Origin of the sequence: Sinorhizobium saheli, from assembly GCF_001651875.1 — a bacterium.
GTDB classification, from domain to species: Bacteria; Pseudomonadota; Alphaproteobacteria; order Rhizobiales; family Rhizobiaceae; genus Sinorhizobium; species Sinorhizobium saheli.
This window is the reverse complement of sequence record NZ_LNQB01000036.1, coordinates 1-19,083: the sequence shown is the minus strand read 5'-3', so window position 1 is coordinate 19,083 and position 19,083 is coordinate 1. Positions and strand designations below refer to the sequence as shown.

Here is a 19,083-nt window from a genome sequence, read left to right as displayed (position 1 = left end):
TGAAAATTTGTTTGTTGTCTTGCTCATATCGGCTCCACTTTCTCAGAAGTTGGAGCCTCCGGCAAACCCGGCGCGGTTCACTATCGATACACGCCACGTCTAGGTCAGATTGCCCTGGGACAAATTCGGTATCTTTGTGAGGGCTAAAGCCTAGCTGCGCTGAGCCTGTGAACACCACCGTCCTGAATGGCAAACCAAAATGCTTTGATATCTCCGTCTTTATACGAAATTCAGTCTCATGCTTTCCCTCAAGCGCGAATGAGGCTCTGTCGAAGTAGACGCGTTGGGCCCGCGTGAGGGTACCAGTATGTGATTGCAGAACTGTTCGTAACTGTTCTCGGCGACTATCAACGTTCGATAAGGCCATATGGTGTCTACCTATTCGCCGCATCCAGGATCGCGGCACTCAACCAGAGTTTTTATTGCAGTTCGGCCTCTCGTCATAGTTCATGTCTAAAATTCCACAGAATAAAGTTTATGCGTGATTGTGCGTATGGGGTGATCCCGAAGATGCAGTCATTTGGAAAGCGCGGCATGGTCCGCTTTCGGCCAGATATCCTGGTTTTGTATCTGAATACGACACTCTGGTCAGGTCGCCCGAGCATGTCAAACGTCGCCCACATCGAGAGACTTTAACGGCGCCTACACGGTGCCCCACCTACCTGGGCCTGTTCAAACAAACGAAAAGCGATCAAAGAGAAACTTTGGTGGAGCTAAGCGGGATCGAACCGCTGACCTCTTGCATGCCATGCAAGCGCTCTCCCAGCTGAGCTATAGCCCCATCAGGGTACCGGCCTTGCCGGTTCCGGGAAGTCCGTCGGGCGTTGTGCCCGGCGAGTGGCGGCTTATTACTTCTGCTTTTTGCAGTTGGCAAGCCGAAAATTGAAGGCCGGGCCGATTTTATTTTCTTGTCCGGCGGACCGCCCGGCCGCCGCTTGGTTTCGCGGCCGGGGCGGCTTTTATCCGTCTTTTGAAACCCTTAGACGTCCTCGTCCTCGTCGGAGACGCCGATGAGGTCGCTCATGTCGTCGTCGTCGTCCTCGTCGTCGGCTTCGAGGAAGGTGTCGTCGTCGTCGCCGTCGATCTCGACGTCGTCATCGCCGAGGTCCGGCAGCTCGTCGCCGCCCGCTGCCTCGTCGTCGGCGTCCTCGAGCGAAACGAGTTCGACTTCCGTGTTCTCCGTATCGACTTCCGTTACGTCTTCCTCTTCCTCCTTCTCGAGCACCTTGGCGACGGAGCTCTCCTCGAAGAAGGACAGCGGATAGGACTTGCCCGTGTAGGGGGAGACGATCGGATCGCGGTTCAGATCGTAGAATTTGCGCCCCGTTTCCGGGTCGATGCGCTTTGTTCCAAGTTCCGGTTTTGCCACAGTCAAAGCCTCTTGAATGGCCGGACGAACCGGCTCGTGCCGGTAGGGCCGGCGGGTGGAAGGTATCAAGCTTATGATGATTAGCCGGTCCCCATAATCGTCTTGGCTGCATCTGTCAAAGATAAACTTGCCTGGCCGCCGGCCCGCATTTTCTTCGTGCGGGAGGATGACCCTTTTTATGCTTTATGTTAGGGAGCCGGCGAGATCGGCGGTCCGCCCCTAACGCGCGCGAAGAGCGGGAAGTTCCGGGACTGCCGGCAGCCGGATTGTCAGAGGAAGAACATCATGTCCCATGGCTCAAGCCCGCGGCCCGCCACCGCAAGGAAGTCTCTCGATCTCAGGGGCACGGTCCGCATTCCCGGCGACAAGTCGATCTCCCATCGTTCCTTCATGTTCGGCGGCCTGGCCTCGGGCGAGACGCGCATCACCGGCCTGCTCGAAGGCGAGGACGTCATCAACACCGGCAAGGCGATGCAGGCGATGGGCGCCAGGATCCGCAAGGAAGGCGACACCTGGATCATCGACGGCGTCGGCAACGGCGCGCTGCTCGCGCCGGAAGCGCCGCTCGATTTCGGCAATGCCGGCACCGGCTGCCGGCTGACCATGGGTCTCGTCGGCGTCTATGACTTCGACTCGACCTTCATCGGCGACGCCTCGCTGACCAAGCGCCCGATGGGCCGCGTGCTCGATCCGCTGCGCGAAATGGGCGTGCAGGTGAAGTCGGCAGACGGCGACCGCCTGCCGGTGACGCTGCGCGGGCCGCAGACGCCGAACCCGATCACCTACCGCGTGCCGATGGCCTCCGCCCAGGTGAAATCCGCCGTGCTGCTTGCCGGCCTCAACACGCCCGGCATCACCACCGTCGTCGAACCGGTGATGACGCGCGACCACACGGAAAAGATGCTGCAGGGTTTTGGCGCGAACCTCTCGGTCGAGACCGATGCGGAGGGCGTGCGCACGATCCGCCTCGAAGGCCGCGGCAAGCTGACGGGCCAGGTGATCGACGTCCCCGGCGACCCGTCCTCCACCGCCTTCCCGCTGGTGGCGGCGCTTCTCGTGCCGGGTTCGGAGGTCACCATCCTCAACGTGCTGATGAACCCCACCCGCACCGGCCTGATCCTGACGCTGCAGGAAATGGGCGCGGACATCGAAGTGATGAACAAGCGGCTTGCCGGCGGCGAGGACGTCGCCGATCTCCGGGTGCGCCATTCGGACCTCAAGGGCGTCACCGTGCCGGAGGAGCGCGCCCCGTCGATGATCGACGAATATCCGGTACTCGCCGTCGCCGCCGCCTTTGCCGAGGGCACGACGGTGATGAACGGCCTCGACGAGCTGCGCGTGAAGGAATCCGACCGTCTTTCGGCTGTCGCCGACGGCCTGAAACTCAACGGCGTCGACTGCGACGAGGGCGAAGCCTCGCTCGTCGTGCGCGGCCGCCCCGGCGGCAAGGGGTTGGGCAATGCTTCGGGCGGCGAGGTCAGGACCCATCTCGACCACCGCATCGCCATGAGCTTCCTCGTCATGGGGCTTGCCTCCGAGCATCCGGTGACCGTCGACGACGCGACGATGATTGCAACGAGCTTCCCGGAATTCATGGACCTGATGACGGGGTTGGGGGCGAAGATCGAGCAGACCGGGGCGAAGTCCGACTGATGACGCCCGTGATCGCCATCGACGGACCCGCGGCTGCCGGCAAGGGGACGCTCTCGCGCCGGATCGCCGAGGAATACGGCTTCCACCATCTCGATACGGGGTTGACCTATCGCGCCACCGCAAAGGCATTGCTCGATGCCGGGTTGCCGCTCGATGACGAGGCGGTCGCGGAGAAGATGGCGCGCGAGGTGGATCTTTCCGGCCTCGATCGCTCCGTCTTGTCCGCCCACGCGATCGGCGAGGCGGCGTCGAAGATCGCGGTCATGCCGGCCGTGCGCCGGGCGCTGGTCGAGGCGCAGCGCGCCTTTTCGCGTAAAGAGCCGGGGACCGTGCTCGACGGCCGCGACATCGGCACCGTCGTCTGCCCGGATGCGACCGTGAAGCTCTATGTCACCGCCTCGCCGGAGGTCCGGGCGAAACGGCGCTATGACGAGATCATCGCCGGCGGCGGCACCGCCGATTACGATGCGATCTTCGAGGACGTGAAGAAGCGCGACGAGCGCGACATGGGGCGCGCCGACAGCCCGCTCAGGCCCGCCGAGGATGCGCACTTGCTCGACACGTCCGAAATGAGTATAGAGGCGGCATTCCAGGCGGCGAAGACGCTGATCGACGCGGCCCTGAAAGAGAAGATTTGAAGAAGAGCTCAGCAGCCGACCCCGGCCGGAGCCTTCTTGAAAAGCCTGAAATTCCGTCCATGCGCCGGATTGCTCCATGACAGGAGCGGACTGGGTTCAGGCCGTTCAACACCAGCCACCGGCGCATATGCGTCTCCGGCAGGAGATGCAGCAGGAGATTATATGTCTGCAACCAACCCCACCCGTGATGATTTCGCCGCGCTTCTGGAAGAGTCCTTCGCCAAGACGGACCTCGCCGAAGGCTATGTCGCCAAGGGCGTCATCACGGCCATCGAAAAGGACGTCGCCATCGTCGACGTCGGTCTGAAGGTCGAAGGCCGCGTGCCGCTGAAGGAATTCGGCGCCAAGGCCAAGGACGGCTCGCTCAAGGTCGGCGACGAGGTCGAGGTCTATGTCGAGCGCATCGAAAACGCGCTCGGCGAAGCCGTACTCTCGCGCGAGAAGGCTCGCCGCGAGGAAAGCTGGCAGCGCCTGGAAGTGAAGTTCGAAGCCGGCGAACGCGTCGAAGGCATCATCTTCAACCAGGTCAAGGGCGGCTTCACCGTCGATCTCGACGGCGCCGTAGCCTTCCTGCCGCGCTCGCAGGTCGACATCCGTCCGATCCGCGACGTCACGCCGCTCATGCACAACCCGCAGCCCTTCGAAATCCTCAAGATGGACAAGCGCCGCGGCAACATCGTCGTTTCGCGCCGCACGGTCCTCGAAGAGTCGCGCGCCGAGCAGCGTTCTGAGATCGTCCAGAACCTCGAGGAAGGCCAGGTTGTCGAGGGTGTCGTCAAGAACATCACCGATTACGGTGCGTTCGTCGACCTCGGCGGCATCGACGGCCTGCTGCACGTCACCGACATGGCATGGCGCCGCGTCAACCATCCGTCGGAAATCCTGAACATCGGCCAGCAGGTCAAGGTTCAGATCATCCGCATCAACCAGGAAACCCACCGCATCTCGCTCGGCATGAAGCAGCTCGAGTCCGATCCGTGGGATGGCATCGGTGCGAAGTATCCGGTCGGCAAGAAGATCTCCGGCACGGTCACGAACATCACCGACTACGGTGCCTTCGTCGAGCTGGAGCCGGGCATCGAAGGCCTGATCCACATCTCCGAAATGTCCTGGACCAAGAAGAACGTCCACCCCGGCAAGATCCTGTCCACGAGCCAGGAAGTCGACGTGGTCGTTCTCGAAGTCGACCCGACCAAGCGCCGCATCTCGCTCGGCCTCAAGCAGACGCTCGAGAACCCGTGGCAGGCCTTCGCGCACAGCCATCCGGCTGGCACCGAGGTTGAAGGCGAGGTCAAGAACAAGACCGAGTTCGGCCTGTTCATCGGCCTCGAAGGCGATGTCGACGGCATGGTGCACCTCTCCGACCTCGACTGGAACCGTCCGGGCGAGCAGGTCATCGAGGAATACAACAAGGGCGACGTCGTCCGTGCTGTCGTTCTCGATGTGGACGTCGACAAGGAGCGCATCTCGCTCGGCATCAAGCAGCTCGGCCGCGATGCGGTCGGTGAAGCTGCCGCCTCCGGCGAACTGCGCAAGAACGCCGTCGTTTCGGCAGAAGTCATCGGCGTCAACGATGGCGGCATCGAGGTGAAGCTCGTCAACCACGAGGACATCGTCACCTTCATCCGCCGTGCCGACCTCTCGCGCGACCGCGACGAACAGCGTCCGGAGCGCTTCTCGATCGGCCAGACCGTCGACGCGCGCGTCACTAACTTCTCCAAGAAGGACCGCAAGATCCAGCTGTCGATCAAGGCCCTGGAAATCGCGGAAGAGAAGGAAGCGGTCGCCCAGTTCGGTTCGTCCGACTCCGGCGCTTCGCTCGGCGACATCCTCGGTGCGGCTCTCAAGAACCGCCAGAGCAACGAATAATCGTTGCCGCACTGGAAATGACGAAGCCCGCGGAGAGCGATCTCCGCGGGCTTTTTCGTTGTGCGGTCGGGAAATGAGGCGAAGTCGGCGCCTATCCGCATTCTCCGGGGGCTATCCACTTTCCGCCGGCTTTTGATCGGTCGGCCTTGTATTTAAGCATTTGTTTAGTGGGGCGCCGTTTGTTGGCGATTGCGACGGTGATCGCCGACGCAACCTTAGGACGGTGGCGGGGGAGAGCTTCCCAGGCGGCGATCCAGTTAGAGCGACAGGTCCGACGATCCTCGCTCGCCGCGGGATGAGCCTGTCGGATTTCAAGACCGCATGGTTCGGGAACAGGCTCATGCGTTCGCAACGGAGCGGGCGGATGCCGTGTGCTCGAACTCCAGTGTAGGGCTCCGCCTGCCACCTTCGACGGACGATCCTCCCATTGTCCGCCGTCGATGGCTCGAGAGGAGTTGCAACATGCATTCATGAATGCGGGGGACCTTGATCTCCCGATTGACTTCAGAGGTGATCTTAGTGAAACGGCCAAGTGTGAAATTATCCCTGATAGGCTCGATTGCCGGCATGGTCCTGACGACCGCCGTCATCTCCTGGGTCTCGATCAGTTCGCTGTCGGGCATCGACGTCAAGAGCGACGAGATCGTCGACAACTGGATGCCGAGCGTGGAGCGCGCAAAGGAGATGGATACCGCTCTCTCGGACCTGCGCGTGAGCTTCAACCGGCACGTGCTGGCCGCCAACGACCAGGAGGAGCATGACGCCGAAGCAGCGATCGCTGGGGAGAAGACGCGCTTCTTCAAGACGGTAGAAGAATACGCCACGCTCGTAAGGGCTGAAGACCTTGAGGAAAAGGCGGAGCTGGACAAGATCAAGGGGGTCGCGGGCCAGCTGGCCGAAGTGGGCGGCAGGATGGTTACGGCCTCCGCCTCCGGAAACGACGAGGTGGCAAAGCTGGTTATTGCCACGGAGATGGCGCCGCGCTTCGCCGAAATCGCCAAGTCGATCGATAGGATCGTCGGCATCAACAAGGAGGGCGCCGCCGCTGCCGGTGCGGAAATCCAGAGTCTTCTTGAAAATGCCTTGAAGCTTATCTCCATCCTCTGCGCTGCCGCGATACTTGCCGGCTGCGGCGTTATCGCCTTCGCGGTATTGGGGATCGCCAACCCGATCACCCGGATCACCGGCGCGATGCGCAACCTTGCCTCCGGCGACAGCGCGAGTGCCATTCCCTTTGCCGGGCGCGAGGACGAGATCGGCGCGATGGCCGGGGCGGTCGAGGTGTTCCGCCGGAACGCCATCAACAATGCCCGTCTCGAAGACGAGGCCTCGCTTTCCCGCAGCCGCCAGGAGGCCGAACGCGCGGAGGTTCAGCGCCGCACCGAGCGCGAGGCCGAAGAGCTGCGCTTTGCATCCGACAATCTCGCGGCCGGGCTGAAGCGGCTTGCCGGCGGCGATCTCTCCTTCCAGATCGCCGAGGCTTTCGCGCCGGCCTTCGAGCCGCTCCGCCAGGACTTCAACCAGTCGGTCCGCCAGCTCGGCGCGGCTCTCTCGACGATCGCCGAAAGCATCGGCACGATGGATAACGGCACCCGCGAGATCGCCTCCGGTGCCCAGGACCTCGCCAAGAGGACGGAACAGCAGGCGGCCTCGCTCGAGGAAACCGCTGCCGCCCTCGACCAGATCGTCGCCAATGTCGGCTCCTCGACGAAGATGACGGACGAGGCGCGCACGGTCGCGACCCAGGCGAACCAGAGCGCCGCGAAGTCCGCCGAGGTGGTTTCGCAGGCCGAGGAGGCGATGCGCCGGATCGAGGACAGCTCGCAGCAGATCTCCAACATCATCGGCGTCATCGACGAGATCGCCTTCCAGACCAACCTCCTGGCGCTCAACGCCGGCGTCGAGGCGGCGCGGGCGGGGGATGCCGGCAAGGGCTTTGCCGTCGTCGCCCAGGAGGTGCGCGAACTCGCCCAGCGCGCGGCGCAGGCCGCCAAGGAGATCAAGGGTCTGATCCAGAACTCCTCGGCCGAGGTGGAAAGCGGCGTCAAGCTGGTGCGCGACACCGGCGAGGCGCTGAACACGATCGGCGGCTTCATCGGCCAGATCAACAACCACATGAACTCGATCGCCATATCGGCCAAGGAGCAGTCGACCGGACTTGCCGAGATCAACACGGCCGTCAATTCCATGGACCAGAGCACGCAGCAGAATGCGGCGATGGTGGAGCAGTCGACCGCCGCGGCCGCGAGCCTGGCGCAGGAGGCCGCTAAGCTGCGCGACCTCGTCGCCCGCTTCAAGCTCGACGGTGCCAGGGTCCCCCGCACGGCCGGCGAGACGTCGAAGCCGGTCGCCTCTCCGGCGCGCGCCCTCGGCAACAAGCTCGCACGCGCCTTCGGCGGCAAGGCCGCGACGGCTGTTGCCGTTGACGAGTGGGAGGAGTTCTGATCCCGCGCTTCCCGCGCGGATTGCCAGGACGAAGCCATGCGGGCCTGTTCCGCATGGCTTCTGCGCGCAGAGGGGAGGGGGCGTGGCACCCACCGCTCCCGCTCCCGGCTTTAGACCGGCACGACTTTAGGGTGGAATGCGCTCACATGCGTTCGCGCCACCGCTCTGCCGGTTTCTGCGACGTCAGCTGATCTCACCTGACTGCAAAATGCACCAGGCAACCTGCAGCGGGCCGGCCGCTTCAGCCGAGATCGCCGAGTTTCCTGTAGAGGCCATAGGCCGCGTCCGGTTCTTCGGTCGCGTCGGCGGAGCCGGGCGTCTCGTCCGGCTTCTCCTGCGCCTCGTCGCCGTCTTCCTCGTCGGTTCCCGTCTCGTTTTCGCCGCCCTCCTGTTCGCGCCCGTCCGCCTCGTCGGGCTCGCGCTCGCCTGCCTCGGACGCCGGCGGGTAGGGCACCAGGGCGAAGGGAACGACCTCGCGGGGAAGGCCGCTTTCGACGAGCCGGGCGAGGGCCTGCGGCGTTGCGGCTTCCTCTTCGATCCGGCGCCCTTTCGGCTCTGCGGCGTCGATGTCGCGGGCGGGCGCGTCCTCCGCCGGGTCCGCGGACGCCGTCTCGAGGAAGGGCAGGGCACCGGCGAGGCCGCCTCTCACGGGCCTCGCGCCTTGCTGGACGCCGGCGGGCCTTGCGGGCTCGGTCGTTTGAATTGCCGACTCCGCCGCATCGGTGCGTTTCGGCACCCTCGCGATGCCGCCTTCCTGCATCCCGGGGAGATCGACGCTGTCGCCGATGATTGTCTTCAAGGCGTCGGAGAGCGAGCGCGACTGAACCTCTGTTCCGCTGCGCCTCGAGACCGGCGGCGGATCGTCCTCCCGATGAAGGCGCGGCGGCCCGTATGTTCCGTCCGAATCGAGGGCATCGGCGGTTCCGCCGATGTCTGCCTCCGCCGCGGGCATTTCCGTCTCAGCGGCGCTTTCGACGTTCTCCGGTGCGGAAGGCGTAGGCGTCTCGGGGCCGCTGCCTTCGCCGACCGGCATTGCTCGGGGGGCGGCGGCCGCCGTCGGCTCGCCATCCTGCGCCGCTGCCGGCCCTCCTGGCAACCCGTCCGCGGGCGCCGCGACATGGCTCTCCGCCGCACCTGTAGCGTCCTTGGCGGCGGCGGCGTCGCCCGTGCCGGGCGACGTAGATGCACGGTTCCTGGACCGCCCGGGCCCCCGTTCGGCTTCCGCCCGGTCGGTCCCCCCGGCCGTTTGCGGCTCCAATCTTTGCTCGCTCCGGGCGTCCTCGTCCGTGCCGAAGGTTTTCTTCAGCAGCGCCTGCAGCAGCGCGACGTCGCCGGACGACGGTGCCTTTGCCACCGGCGGCAGCGATTGCGGCATTGGGGCCGCGAGCGGCAAGGTACGGATCGGGCTCTGGTCGGGCGGCGATGCGCCGTTCCGGCTGGCCGGCGCTGCCGCCAACAGGGCGACGCGCTGCCCGAGGCCACGTCCGGCGAGCTGCCGCTCCAGGACCAGACGTTCCGGCATCGGCATCGCCTCGAGGAAGGCGGTCAGCCGGCGGACGAAGGCGCGCCCGCCCTCTTCGGGCAACGGCGGAAACTTGAGGATGAGCGCCAGGTCCTCGATCAGCCGCGCGAGCCCTTCCCTGGAAAGCACCTCCTTGCCGGCAAGGTGGCGGCTGAGCGCGTCGAGAATAGTCCGTATGGCTTCGGTGCGCTGCCCGGCCGGAACCACCAGGCGGCGCACGCCCAGGCCCGCGTCCTCGCCGGTTGCGGTCGCGTTCCTGATCGTGACAATGGGCGTCAGCATGCTGGTCTCCACTTCCCGCGCGAGCGGTGCCGGGCGGCGCTCGCCGTCAAAGGTCCTTTCTGCTGGAGGGCGCCTCATGCGCGTCGCGGCCGATGGCCGGATGAGCCGCGGTCAGCGAAATTGCCCGCGGGCATGGGATCAAGGCACTATCGCAGACTGTAAGCGGAAGAAGTTTATGAAATCTTAACCATATGCCGGCGGCGCTCTGATGCGCCGCCCCTTGCGGGAACGCTGTTCCCGGGCCATCCTGCCGTGCCTGAAACGCGCCGCACGACTGCATGTCCCTTAAATCGACCTTGATTCGAGGTAAGGACAGGCAGCCATTCAACGCCGCCACTTCCGCGTCCGATCGGGCGCGCGGTACTGCAATGGAGCCGCCGATGACTGTTCGTCCGCCGCAATCGCTGCGCCGCTTCGATCTCGCCAGCGGCGTGAATATCCTCGAATACGAGCTGATGGCCGAGCGCGCCGATGCCCTGGGGCGCCACGGCCTCAAGGTCGAGAAGGCGATCGCCGCCTTGAACGGCTACGACCGCGAGAGGCACGGACCGGCGGAGCGCGAACGGCTCCTCGACGAGGCGGCCGACGCGGTCTGGGCCTTCCTCATCCAGCGCGAGATCTGCGGCCTGCGCGACAGCCGCGATGCGGTGCGCCGCTACGGCATTCCGAAGGAGGTCATGGCGCGGCTCGGCATCGTCAGGAAGCGATGAGCCCACCTTCGGCGGGCAGGGAGGTCGCTCCCTGCCCGCATAGCCGTGCCAGAAACGAATGAGGCCCGGCGGAGGCCGTCGCCCCGCGCCTCGCGCCCTTACCAACCCCGTCCGATGTAGATCCCGAAATTGCTGGACCGGTAGTATCGATGGCCGTAAAAGCCGGGACGATAGTAGCGGTAGGGATAGTAACCGTAGTGCCGGCGAGGGTAGTAGCCGGGGTAGTAGCCAGGACCGTAATAGCGGGGCCCGTAATAGTAGTTGCCTGGATAGGCGACCCTCGGTCCGAAATAGAAGGCGATGCCGGACCGGCGATAGCCGTGATGGTAACCCGGCCAGCCGCCATAGTAGCCCCGCCGCCAGTAGACGCGGTGGTTGACGCTCTGGATGTCTGCGGGCGCCTTGATCTCTATGTCGAGCGCCGGACGCGGCATGGCCTCGACAGGCGCGACAGGGGGAACCGCGGAGGCCGCCGCGAGCGCGCAGCTCATAACGAAATTCCGAAATCCCGTCATTTCTTCCTCACTTTCCGAAAAGACGTGCTTTTCGTCTTTGCCCCTCCTCCATCAGACATTTGTTTTCGTTGGTTTATTCCATTCCGCGGGACGCGGGGCATGCGTTCTCATCCGCCGGATTTCCGTCCCGATCGACCGTCTCGCAAGCATGCGCCTCTCCGGCGCTCATGTCACTGAAATTCTTGCCCTATCACTGCCGGCCCCGAGCCGGTGGAAGCCTGTCCGCCGGCAGTGCGCGGGGCGAACGACGGCGCTTTCCCGCGCTTTTTCGCGTTCCGACGCGAAAACTTCAAAATGCCCATTGACACTTCGACCACGGCCTTTTACATGCCGGTCCGTCGCCCAGATGGCGGAATTGGTAGACGCGCAGGTTTCAGGTACCTGTGCCGCGAGGCGTGGAGGTTCGAGTCCTCTTCTGGGCACCATTTCCTTTCGGATTTTCCCGTACGATCATAAGATGCAGAAAAGCCCGGTTCGCCGGGCTTTTGCATTTTCGTGAGCTATCGATGCCGCCTATGCCGCCGTTCCGGTTTCGGTGCTCGCCTGCGGCGCGGCGATGGAGTTTGCCGATAGGACTTCGTAAATCTCGAGTGCCGTCGCCCGGCCCTTAGCCTGGGCGAAGCCGAGCGGGCGGAAGGCAATCGCGTCCGGGCATTGGGCCGCCACGGCGCCGCTGGCGAGGATCGTGGTTTCGTAGTCCTTGTTCATGCCCTCGAGCCGCGAGGCGACGTTCACCGTGTCGCCCATGGCGGTGTATTGCAGGCGCTCCCTGGCGCCGACGCTGCCGACGACCGCGGTGCCGGTGTGAATGCCGAAGCGCGTGCGGAACTCCGGCAGGCCCTTGGCGCGCTGCGCCGCGTTGAAGGCCGCGAGCCTCTCCTTGACCGCGAGTGCGCAGCGGCAGGCATGCTCGGCGTGAAGCGCGTCGGCGACCGGCGCGTTCCACATGGCGAAGACCGAGTCGCCCAGGAACTGGATGATGGTCCCGTCATGGGCGGCGACCACTTCCGAGAAAATATCGAAATATTCCGAGAGCATCGCGACCACCTCCTCGGGCGAGTGGCGCTCGCTGATGGTGGTGAAGTCGTAGATGTCGGTGAAGAGCGCCGTCACCTCCTGGCGCCGGGCGGCGCGGCCGGTGAAATATCCGGATTCGATGCCCTTGCGCACCAGCTCCTTCGGCACGTAGAGGGCGAAGGTGAAGATCGCGTCGCGCGCCTTGTTCATCGCGCTGTTGAGCGTCGAGATCTCCGTGACCCGCGAAGGCACGTCGATCGGCGTGGCGAAATCGAGGTCCTGCAGGCGGTTGGCGCTGGCCGTGAGCTGATTGAGGGATTTCGTGATCAGGTGCGCCAGCACGAGCGCCGAGAGCACGGCAAGGATGACCACGGCGCCGGAAACCGCAAGCCCCTGGATCAGCATCTGGTTGGCGTCGGCCATCAATTCGTCGAGCGGAGCGGCGACGACGACCCGGTGGCCGGACAACAGGAGCGCCGATTCGAGCGGGCTGACCATGACCAGATAGGTTCGGTCGCCGACATCGACGAAGCCAGCCTTGCCCGCGGGGGGCGGGTTGAGCCGGACGCTCTCGATCAGCGGGTCCTCCTGCGGCGACGCCACGGGTCCGTCGCGGCCCTTCGCCGCCATGATGCGGCGCATCATCAGGGGATCGGAGTGAATGATCGGCCGTCCGACCGCATCGAGAATGAAGGATACGGAATCGTCGGTCAGCCGCTCGCGGGAGAGGAAATCGGTGATCGTGTCGAGAACGACGTCGGCGCCGATGACGATCCTGGCGTTGCCGCGGTGGGCCTGCGATATCGTCATCCCCGCCTTGTGGGTCGTCGCCATCTCGTAGGGGCCGGTGCCGACCGGAGCCTTTCCGTTGACGGCCGCGCGATACCAGGGGCGGATTCGCGGGTCGAAGCCGGTCGGGGGCGACCGGCGCTCGGCGAACTGCAGGCCGCTCGCATCGAGGAAGAGGGTGCGATTGACGGCCCTTCCCCGTTCGTCCCATTCCATCGACCGGGCGGCAAGCGCGGCGCCGCGCGGCGCGTCCAGCGCCATGCGCCAGGCCGCCGACCGGAGGTCCACCACCTGGAAGAAGGCGCCGCTCGGATAGCCGACATAGACGCCGTCGATGTGCGGCGAGCGGATGATGCCTTCGCGCAGCACGGCGATCTTGTCGTTCATGCGCTCCGGCGGCGACACCAGGAAGGCATTGGCGACCGACGCGACGAGGCCGACAAGGGCCGAGGTGTCGCCGGAAAGCACGCCGAGCCGGTCGACCAGGCGGCCGACGAAGGCGCCCATGTGATCCTCGGCATTCGCGATCGCGGCGTCCCGCGCGCGGCGGTAATCGAGCCCCACCAGGGTGCCGGACACCACGATGAGCATCACCACCATCATGGCGCCGAGCAGCGACCGGAGCGAACTCGTCCAGGTCTCGGGACGCCTGTCCCCTTCGGAGCCTTGCATGCCTTCGATGTCCCCTGCAGGCGGTTTCAGCGCGATCATTGCAGCATCGTGCCGGGTTTGCATAGAGCGCGTGCTTCGTTCGCAGCCGCGGCCTTCGATCAGTTGACGCTGACCGGCCGCGAGCGCATTCGCGCCACGGTCTCGCGCTCCGCCCGCTTGCAGCGCATCGGCGGCAGGCCGCGATCCATCAGGTCCATGTCCTCGAGCACCATCTCGCCCATTCGCTTGAAGGCGACATCGAGGGCGCCGGCGCGGTGCGCCGAGCGCAGGAACCCCGGGAGGCGGCGGAGCGGATGGTCGAGCGGCAGCGGCTCCTCGGGGAAGACGTCGCTCGCCGCCAGGATATGGCCGCTTTCGACGGCGGCCACGAGCGCGTCGAAATCGACGACGCCGGCGCGGCTCAAGAGGATGAAGGCCGCACCCCGGCGCATCGCCGCGAAGGCCTCGGCGCCGAGAAAGCCTTCGTTCTCGCTCGTTACCGCGGCGACCACGAAGACGAAATCGCTTTCGGCGAGCACGGTCGCGAGCGGCGCCGGTTCGACGCCGGCTTCGCGAAGCATGGACGCCGGCAGCCAGGGATCGTGGACGCGGATTTTAGCGCGGAAGCCGGAAAGGACGCGGTTCAGCGCCTTGCCGAGGTCGCCGAAGCCGATGATGCCGATCTCGGAACCGGAGAGCAGGCGGGCGGAACGATTGCCTTCGCCGCCCCAAAGCTCGCGCCCCTCACGGAAGGCGAGGTCGGCATCGACGATGCCGCGGGCGAGATTGAGCGCCATGGCGAGCCCCATCTCCGCCACCGGCTCGGCGAAGACCTGGCCGGTCGTGACCACGTGGATGCCGCGCTGGAACAGCACCTCGTAAGGCATGTTGTTGACGAGATTGCTTTCGACGTTGAGCACCGCGCGCAAGGCCGGCATCCCCCCGAGCGTCTCCTCGGAAAGCGGCGGCTGGCCGATGATGTAGCGCGCCCCGGCGAGGATGTCCGCGCCGAGGCCGGCGATATCGTCCGCATCCGCCTCGACCACGCGATAGCGCTCATGAAGCCGCATGAGCGCTGCGGGCGTGAAAATCAGTTCGAGCGTGCGTGGCGCGGGTGCGCTGATGACAAGCGGCCGGTTCGTCTCGGGCATCGGTGTTCTCCAGTCGGCGTCTTTTCCAAGCGTTGCTATTAATAGTTCAGCCCGCGCTTCTGGCGCTCCAGCGATGGCGGCAGCGTGCCGCCTTGAAAGACCGGGCCATTGCCCTTGCGGCAGCGGTAGAGCGTGTCGTAGCGTGGCCGCCCGCTCGATGACTCGAAGGGCGCATTGCGGTCGATCAAAACCTGCTCGCAGACCACGTCGTCGCCTTCCTGCAGCGGATTGAGCGGCCGCACGCCCGGCAGTTCCGGGTAGGCCTGCGCAAGCTGCAGCGAAGCCCCCTCGGCCAGGCCGGCTTCGGGGGAGAGACTGGCGAGAAGCGCGGCGAGGGGAAGCGCCGGGACGGAACGGAACCAGGTCATGCCTAATGAGCTTTCTCGGAAAAGGCGTCGGGATGCGGGCGGCAAGGACACGGTATCGCGGCCGGCAAAGTTGCGCTATAGGGCCGGCTACGCTCTACACGCAGCAACGATCTGGGGATTTTCGATGGCGAATACAATAAGGTTCCATGAAGGCGATATTTCCGCGGCGGACGCCGCCCGCTATACGGGCGCGATCGCGATCGACACGGAAACGCTCGGCCTCGTCCCCCGCCGCGACCGTCTCTGCGTCGTGCAGCTCTCGCCGGGCGACGGCACCGCGGACGTCGTCCGCATCGCTGCCGGCCAGAAGGAGGCCCCCAACCTCGTCGCAATGCTCGCCGATCCGGCGCGGCAGAAAATCTTCCATTTCGGCCGTTTCGATATCGCCGTGCTGTTCCACACCTTCGGCGTCACGGCGCAACCCGTCTTCTGCACCAAGATCGCCTCGCGGCTGACCCGCACCTATACCGACCGGCACGGCCTCAAGGACAATCTCAAGGAGTTGCTCGACATCGACATCTCCAAGCAGCAGCAGTCTTCGGACTGGGCGGCCGAGATCCTCTCGCCGGCGCAGCTCGAATACGCCGCCTCGGACGTCTTGCACCTGCATGCGTTGCGCGACAAGCTGACGGCGCGGCTCCTGCGCGACGGCCGCATGGAGCACGCCGACGCCTGCTTCGCCTTCCTGCCGACACGCGCGAAGCTCGACCTCCTCGGCTGGGAGGAGACGGATATTTTCGCGCATAGCTGAGGGCAGGGGCGTCGGGCCTTCAAGGCATCAGCCAGAGCAGCGCGGCATAGCGCGCCGCCTTGCCGATCGTCACATAGAAGAGAAAGGCGATGAGCGGCGTCCTGAGCAGGCCGGCGGCAAGCGTCAGCGGGTCGCCGATCACCGGCAGCCAGGAGAAAAGCAGCACCGGCTGGCCGTAGCGCGCAAAGAGCGCCTCGGCTTTCGCCCGTGCCGGTGCGGAAACCGGAAACCAGCGGCGGTCCTCGAAACGGATGAAGAACCGGCCGAGCGCGAAATTGACGACGGCGCCGAGGACGTTGCCGGCGGTCGCGGCAAGGAAGAGCATGGTCCGGCTCGTCTCGGCCGTCAGCGCGGCGGCGACCACCGCCGCTTCCGACATGCCGAAGAGCAGCGTGGCCGACAGAAATGCGGCGGCAAAGACGCCGGCGAGCGCGCCGAAATCCAGGTTCAGCTCCTGTCGACGTGGCCGAGGTCGCGCTCCGGCTCGATCACGTCGCGGATGCGCTGCTTCAACTCCTTCGGGCCGGGGAAACCGCCGTCGCGCTTGCGCTCCCAGACGAGCTCGCCATCGATGCGGATCTCGAAATTGCCGCCGGTGCCCGGGATCAGCGCCACCTCGCCCAGCGTATCGGCAAAGGTCGAAAGCAGTTCCTGCGCCATCCAGCCGGCCCTGAGCAGCCAGTTGCACTGGGTGCAGTAAAGAATAGTGATGCGCGGCTTCGCACTCATCTGGCCTGTCCTGATTACGTCCGTTCGGTCGCACGATAGCCGGGCTGTGCATGCGGAACAATCGACCTTTCACGGTCTCTTCACATGAATGTCAACTCGAACGGTCATGTTTTACCGCGCAGCGTCTTGTCTTCCGCCGTGTGCGCGGCCAGAGACTCGTTCCATTCTAATAACTGCGAGAGGGATTTCATGACCGATACCACAGCAACGACCGGCCGCCCGCGCGCCATCCTGCCGGCGCTCGAAAGGATCTACCTGCCATTGGATACGTTTGCCGAGACGCTGCTGCGCGTGCTGGCCGGCGCGCTGCTCGTCACCCACGGCTACGGCAAGATCCTTGATCCCTTCGGTGCCGTCGGCATGGTTGAGGGGCTCGGCTTCTATCCCGGCGTCTTCTGGTCGCCGCTGCTTTCCGCCACCGAGTTCTTCGGCGGCATCTTCATCGCCATCGGCTTCCTGACCCGGCCGGCCGCCTTCGCGGCGACGATCGTGCTGCTCGTCACCGTCTACTTCCACGGCATCGTCCAGGGCCAGGGCCTCGGCGGGGCGGAAAAATCCATCCTCTGGGCGGCGATCACCTTCTTCTTCGCCATCCGCGGCGCCAACGGCCAGTCGGTCGACGCCAGGCTCGGCCGCCAGTTCTGATGTTCGGACGGGAGGCGCGGCCAGGCGGTCCTGCCCGTGTCTCTGCACGTTCCGGCCTTGCATGGCGGCCTCACCCGTGGTCCTCTTTCGCTGAAGAGGAGATGGAGCCATGAGCGAAGCCATCGACGGCGGCTGCTTCTGCGGCCGCATCCGCTACCGGCTGAAGGTCCGGCCGATGTTCGTGCATTGCTGCCACTGCAGAGATTGCCAGCGGCAGGTGGGAAGCGCCTTCGTCATCAACGGCATCATCGAGGCGGAAAACGTCGAGCGCCTCAAGGGCGAGCCCGTGATGGTGACGCTCTCGACCGACAGCGGCCGCCCGCATGACGTCTATCGCTGCGCCGATTGCCAGTCGGCGCTCTGGAGCGATTACGGCCGGCGCAAATGGCTCTCCTTCGTCCGCCTCGCGACGCTCGACCATCCGTCCGCCTTTCCGCCGGACGTGCACATCTACACCCGCTCGAAACTCGACTGGGTACCGCTGCCGCCGGGCGCCAGGGCTTTCGAGGCCTATTACGACATGCAGGCGGAATGGCCGCAGGAAAGCCGGGAGCGGCTTCAGGAAGCGCGCGCAAGGGGCAAGGGGCAGGTGCAGCCGTGACGGCAAGCGAGCGCGAAAAGATGATAGCAGGCGAGTGGTATTGCTGCCTCGACGCGGAACTCGACGAATTGCGCGCGGCTGCTCGTCGCGCCGTCCACGAGCACAACACCCTGCCGCCAGACGAGCGCGGCAGCATGGCCCCGGCGCTGAAGGGGCTTTTTGCCGCCATCGGCGAGGACTGCTTCATCGAGGCGCCGTTCCACTGCTCCTACGGCCGCAACATCACGCTCGGCGCCCGTGTCTACCTGAATGCCGGCTGCACCATCCTCGACAGCGCTCCGGTCGCGATCGGCAACGGTTCGATGCTCGGGCCGGGCGTGCATATCTACTGCGCCGAGCACCACAAGGATGTAGCGCTCCGCCGTGCCGGGCTGGAGATCGCCCGGCCGGTGACGATCGGCCACGACGTCTGGATCGGCGGCGGCGCGACCATTCTCGCCGGGGTAACGGTGGGCGACGGAGCGATTGTCGGCGCGGGCGCCGTGGTGACGCGGGATGTGGCGGTGGGAGCGACGGTGGCAGGGAATCCGGCGCGGGTGATTGGGAGACGGTAGCGGCTGCCGCGCCACTCTTCTCCCGAGACGACGTTCCAGTTACACCGATCTCGTATCGATTACGCGCTAACCCCTCCACTCGTCATCCTCGGGCTTGACCCCGATCCAGGTGCGTCCCTATGGCCGGCTACGTCTACATTGTCACAAATCACAAGCGAGGGACGCTCTACATTGGCGTCACGTCGAATCTCGAACGCCGCATCTTCGAACATCGTGAGGGTCTGACACCGGGCTTCGCAACGAAATATGGATGCGACCAACTAGTCTGGTACGAGGAACACCTGCAGATCGGCACAGCGATTCAGCGTGAGAAATCCCTCAAGCGCTGGTATCGGCAATGGAAAATCGAGCTCATCGAGAAAATGAATCCGGACTGGCGCGATCTGTATTTCGAACTTTGGTGAGGGCTTGTGGATGGATCCTCGGGTCAAGCCCGAGGATGACGCAAGCTGTCTCAAGCTATCTGGAGATGTGTCGGTTCCTTCAGCTAGAAAATGCGTACGAGAACGTCGAGACTCTGCCGCTTGTTGAGCAATATACCGATAATGAGGATGCCACGGCTCTATTGTCAGCAGCGGTGGAAGCACCTTTTCCCAAAGCTGGCGTGTCAGCGTCTGTGAGTAGCGATCCTGTAGCCGCCCAGCGTGAGACTTCGGAGCGGGTCGTGTTCACTGAGGAGGGCGATCCTGGGCAGTGTTTGAAGCTCATCGCTAGCGGTGAGATAGATGACTATCTATTGGAGGCCCTAGGTCGTGTGGACTCTTGGGGATTCCCAAGGCTGAGCAAATCAGATTCAAGACTGTCTTTTGGAGGCAGTCATGGGT

The 19,083-nt window shown here is 64.9% G+C and carries 19 protein-coding genes and 2 tRNA genes; 12 read left to right on the top strand and 9 right to left on the bottom strand.

Translation table 11 applies throughout. The features are described from left to right. Window positions 1-705: 705 nt before the first annotated feature. Window positions 706-781: transfer RNA gene (locus ATB98_RS01045), tRNA-Ala, on the bottom strand. Between the two features lie 198 nt (window positions 782-979). After that, window positions 980-1,369, bottom strand: coding sequence for a TIGR02300 family protein (locus tag ATB98_RS01040; RefSeq protein WP_066867981.1), 390 nt, complete (start codon window positions 1,367-1,369; stop codon window positions 980-982). A gap of 285 nt (window positions 1,370-1,654) precedes the next feature. On the opposite strand from ATB98_RS01040, the gene aroA reads away from it, so the two are divergent. The 4 genes from aroA to ATB98_RS01020 all read left to right on the top strand — a co-directional run bounded on the left by aroA (window position 1,655) and on the right by ATB98_RS01020 (window position 7,974). Next, window positions 1,655-3,022 carry a 3-phosphoshikimate 1-carboxyvinyltransferase gene (gene aroA, locus ATB98_RS01035; RefSeq protein WP_066867978.1) on the top strand — a complete coding sequence of 456 codons (1,368 nt, stop codon included), beginning with the start codon at window positions 1,655-1,657 and terminating at the stop codon, window positions 3,020-3,022. Then, window positions 3,022-3,660 carry a (d)CMP kinase gene (cmk, locus tag ATB98_RS01030; RefSeq protein WP_066867975.1) on the top strand — a complete coding sequence of 213 codons (639 nt, stop codon included), beginning with the start codon at window positions 3,022-3,024 and terminating at the stop codon, window positions 3,658-3,660. Before aroA ends, cmk begins: the two co-directional genes overlap by 1 nt. A 162-nt stretch (window positions 3,661-3,822) precedes the next feature. Continuing rightward, window positions 3,823-5,529 carry a 30S ribosomal protein S1 gene (gene rpsA, locus ATB98_RS01025; RefSeq protein WP_066867972.1) on the top strand — a complete coding sequence of 569 codons (1,707 nt, stop codon included), beginning with the start codon at window positions 3,823-3,825 and terminating at the stop codon, window positions 5,527-5,529. Window positions 5,530-6,048: 519 nt separating this feature from the next. Continuing rightward, on the top strand, window positions 6,049-7,974 hold the full coding sequence (locus ATB98_RS01020) for a methyl-accepting chemotaxis protein (RefSeq protein WP_066867969.1): 1,926 nt from the start codon (window positions 6,049-6,051) through the stop codon (window positions 7,972-7,974). 241 nt (window positions 7,975-8,215) lie between these two features. Here ATB98_RS01020 and ATB98_RS01015 read toward each other — a convergent pair whose 3' ends face one another. Further along, window positions 8,216-9,778 carry a hypothetical protein gene (locus ATB98_RS01015; RefSeq protein ID WP_066867966.1) on the bottom strand — a complete coding sequence of 521 codons (1,563 nt, stop codon included), beginning with the start codon at window positions 9,776-9,778 and terminating at the stop codon, window positions 8,216-8,218. Window positions 9,779-10,158: 380 nt separating this feature from the next. Between ATB98_RS01015 and ATB98_RS01010 the strand changes: the two genes are divergently transcribed. Beyond that, window positions 10,159-10,488, top strand: coding sequence for a DUF6665 family protein (locus ATB98_RS01010; protein ID WP_066867963.1), 330 nt, complete (start codon window positions 10,159-10,161; stop codon window positions 10,486-10,488). Between the two features lie 98 nt (window positions 10,489-10,586). On the opposite strand, the gene ATB98_RS01005 is transcribed toward ATB98_RS01010, so the two are convergent. Then, window positions 10,587-11,003 carry a hypothetical protein gene (locus ATB98_RS01005; protein WP_066867961.1) on the bottom strand — a complete coding sequence of 139 codons (417 nt, stop codon included), beginning with the start codon at window positions 11,001-11,003 and terminating at the stop codon, window positions 10,587-10,589. A 340-nt stretch (window positions 11,004-11,343) separates the two neighbouring features. Between ATB98_RS01005 and ATB98_RS01000 the strand changes: the two genes are divergently transcribed. Continuing rightward, window positions 11,344-11,428: transfer RNA gene (locus ATB98_RS01000), tRNA-Leu, on the top strand. A gap of 88 nt (window positions 11,429-11,516) precedes the next feature. On the opposite strand, the gene ATB98_RS00995 is transcribed toward ATB98_RS01000, so the two are convergent. The 3 genes from ATB98_RS00995 to ATB98_RS00985 form a co-directional block, all read right to left on the bottom strand. Further along, window positions 11,517-13,481: an adenylate/guanylate cyclase domain-containing protein gene (locus ATB98_RS00995; protein ID WP_066867984.1), complete on the bottom strand. Its 1,965-nt coding sequence runs from the start codon at window positions 13,479-13,481 to the stop codon at window positions 11,517-11,519. 98 nt (window positions 13,482-13,579) lie between these two features. Next, a complete protein-coding gene (locus ATB98_RS00990; RefSeq protein ID WP_066867958.1) occupies window positions 13,580-14,611 on the bottom strand; it encodes a hydroxyacid dehydrogenase in 1,032 nt (343 codons plus the stop codon). A 38-nt stretch (window positions 14,612-14,649) separates the two neighbouring features. Further along, window positions 14,650-14,979: a hypothetical protein gene (locus ATB98_RS00985; RefSeq protein ID WP_066867955.1), complete on the bottom strand. Its 330-nt coding sequence runs from the start codon at window positions 14,977-14,979 to the stop codon at window positions 14,650-14,652. Window positions 14,980-15,103: 124 nt separating this feature from the next. On the opposite strand from ATB98_RS00985, the gene ATB98_RS00980 reads away from it, so the two are divergent. After that, window positions 15,104-15,730 carry a ribonuclease D gene (locus ATB98_RS00980; protein ID WP_066867952.1) on the top strand — a complete coding sequence of 209 codons (627 nt, stop codon included), beginning with the start codon at window positions 15,104-15,106 and terminating at the stop codon, window positions 15,728-15,730. A gap of 19 nt (window positions 15,731-15,749) precedes the next feature. Here ATB98_RS00980 and ATB98_RS00975 read toward each other — a convergent pair whose 3' ends face one another. Then, window positions 15,750-16,094: a YqaA family protein gene (locus ATB98_RS00975; protein ID WP_066867949.1), complete on the bottom strand. Its 345-nt coding sequence runs from the start codon at window positions 16,092-16,094 to the stop codon at window positions 15,750-15,752. Window positions 16,095-16,177: 83 nt separating this feature from the next. After that, window positions 16,178-16,459, bottom strand: a complete 282-nt coding sequence (locus ATB98_RS00970; protein ID WP_066867946.1) for a SelT/SelW/SelH family protein — start codon at window positions 16,457-16,459, stop codon at window positions 16,178-16,180. 189 nt (window positions 16,460-16,648) lie between these two features. Here ATB98_RS00970 and ATB98_RS00965 point away from each other — a divergent pair, with 189 nt between their 5' ends. The 5 genes from ATB98_RS00965 to ATB98_RS29720 form a co-directional block, all read left to right on the top strand. Continuing rightward, window positions 16,649-17,104 carry a DoxX family protein gene (locus ATB98_RS00965; protein WP_066867943.1) on the top strand — a complete coding sequence of 152 codons (456 nt, stop codon included), beginning with the start codon at window positions 16,649-16,651 and terminating at the stop codon, window positions 17,102-17,104. A gap of 109 nt (window positions 17,105-17,213) precedes the next feature. Then, on the top strand, window positions 17,214-17,705 hold the full coding sequence (locus ATB98_RS00960; RefSeq protein ID WP_066867940.1) for a GFA family protein: 492 nt from the start codon (window positions 17,214-17,216) through the stop codon (window positions 17,703-17,705). After that, a complete protein-coding gene (locus tag ATB98_RS00955; protein ID WP_066867937.1) occupies window positions 17,702-18,259 on the top strand; it encodes a sugar O-acetyltransferase in 558 nt (185 codons plus the stop codon). The genes ATB98_RS00960 and ATB98_RS00955 overlap by 4 nt, the downstream gene beginning before the upstream one ends. A 119-nt stretch (window positions 18,260-18,378) precedes the next feature. After that, window positions 18,379-18,663: a GIY-YIG nuclease family protein gene (locus ATB98_RS00950; protein ID WP_066867934.1), complete on the top strand. Its 285-nt coding sequence runs from the start codon at window positions 18,379-18,381 to the stop codon at window positions 18,661-18,663. Between the two features lie 35 nt (window positions 18,664-18,698). Then, on the top strand, window positions 18,699-19,083 hold a 385-nt coding region (locus tag ATB98_RS29720), incomplete at its 3' end, for a hypothetical protein (RefSeq protein WP_210178129.1).

Excerpts from the sequence above, each read along its gene's own strand:
- aroA (WP_066867978.1), top strand. The coding sequence starts at position 1,655 with ATGTCCCATGGCTCAAGCCCGCGGCCCGCCACCGCAAGGAAGTCTCTC.
- cmk (WP_066867975.1), top strand. The coding sequence starts at position 3,022 with ATGACGCCCGTGATCGCCATCGACGGACCCGCGGCTGCCGGCAAGGGG.
- rpsA (WP_066867972.1), top strand. The coding sequence starts at position 3,823 with ATGTCTGCAACCAACCCCACCCGTGATGATTTCGCCGCGCTTCTGGAA.
- ATB98_RS01015 (WP_066867966.1), bottom strand. The coding sequence starts at position 9,778 with ATGCTGACGCCCATTGTCACGATCAGGAACGCGACCGCAACCGGCGAG.
- ATB98_RS01010 (WP_066867963.1), top strand. The coding sequence starts at position 10,159 with ATGACTGTTCGTCCGCCGCAATCGCTGCGCCGCTTCGATCTCGCCAGC.
- ATB98_RS01005 (WP_066867961.1), bottom strand. The coding sequence starts at position 11,003 with ATGACGGGATTTCGGAATTTCGTTATGAGCTGCGCGCTCGCGGCGGCC.
- ATB98_RS00995 (WP_066867984.1), bottom strand. The coding sequence starts at position 13,481 with ATGCAAGGCTCCGAAGGGGACAGGCGTCCCGAGACCTGGACGAGTTCG.
- ATB98_RS00990 (WP_066867958.1), bottom strand. The coding sequence starts at position 14,611 with ATGCCCGAGACGAACCGGCCGCTTGTCATCAGCGCACCCGCGCCACGC.
- ATB98_RS00985 (WP_066867955.1), bottom strand. The coding sequence starts at position 14,979 with ATGACCTGGTTCCGTTCCGTCCCGGCGCTTCCCCTCGCCGCGCTTCTC.
- ATB98_RS00980 (WP_066867952.1), top strand. The coding sequence starts at position 15,104 with ATGGCGAATACAATAAGGTTCCATGAAGGCGATATTTCCGCGGCGGAC.
- ATB98_RS00970 (WP_066867946.1), bottom strand. The coding sequence starts at position 16,459 with ATGAGTGCGAAGCCGCGCATCACTATTCTTTACTGCACCCAGTGCAAC.
- ATB98_RS00965 (WP_066867943.1), top strand. The coding sequence starts at position 16,649 with ATGACCGATACCACAGCAACGACCGGCCGCCCGCGCGCCATCCTGCCG.
- ATB98_RS00960 (WP_066867940.1), top strand. The coding sequence starts at position 17,214 with ATGAGCGAAGCCATCGACGGCGGCTGCTTCTGCGGCCGCATCCGCTAC.
- ATB98_RS00950 (WP_066867934.1), top strand. The coding sequence starts at position 18,379 with ATGGCCGGCTACGTCTACATTGTCACAAATCACAAGCGAGGGACGCTC.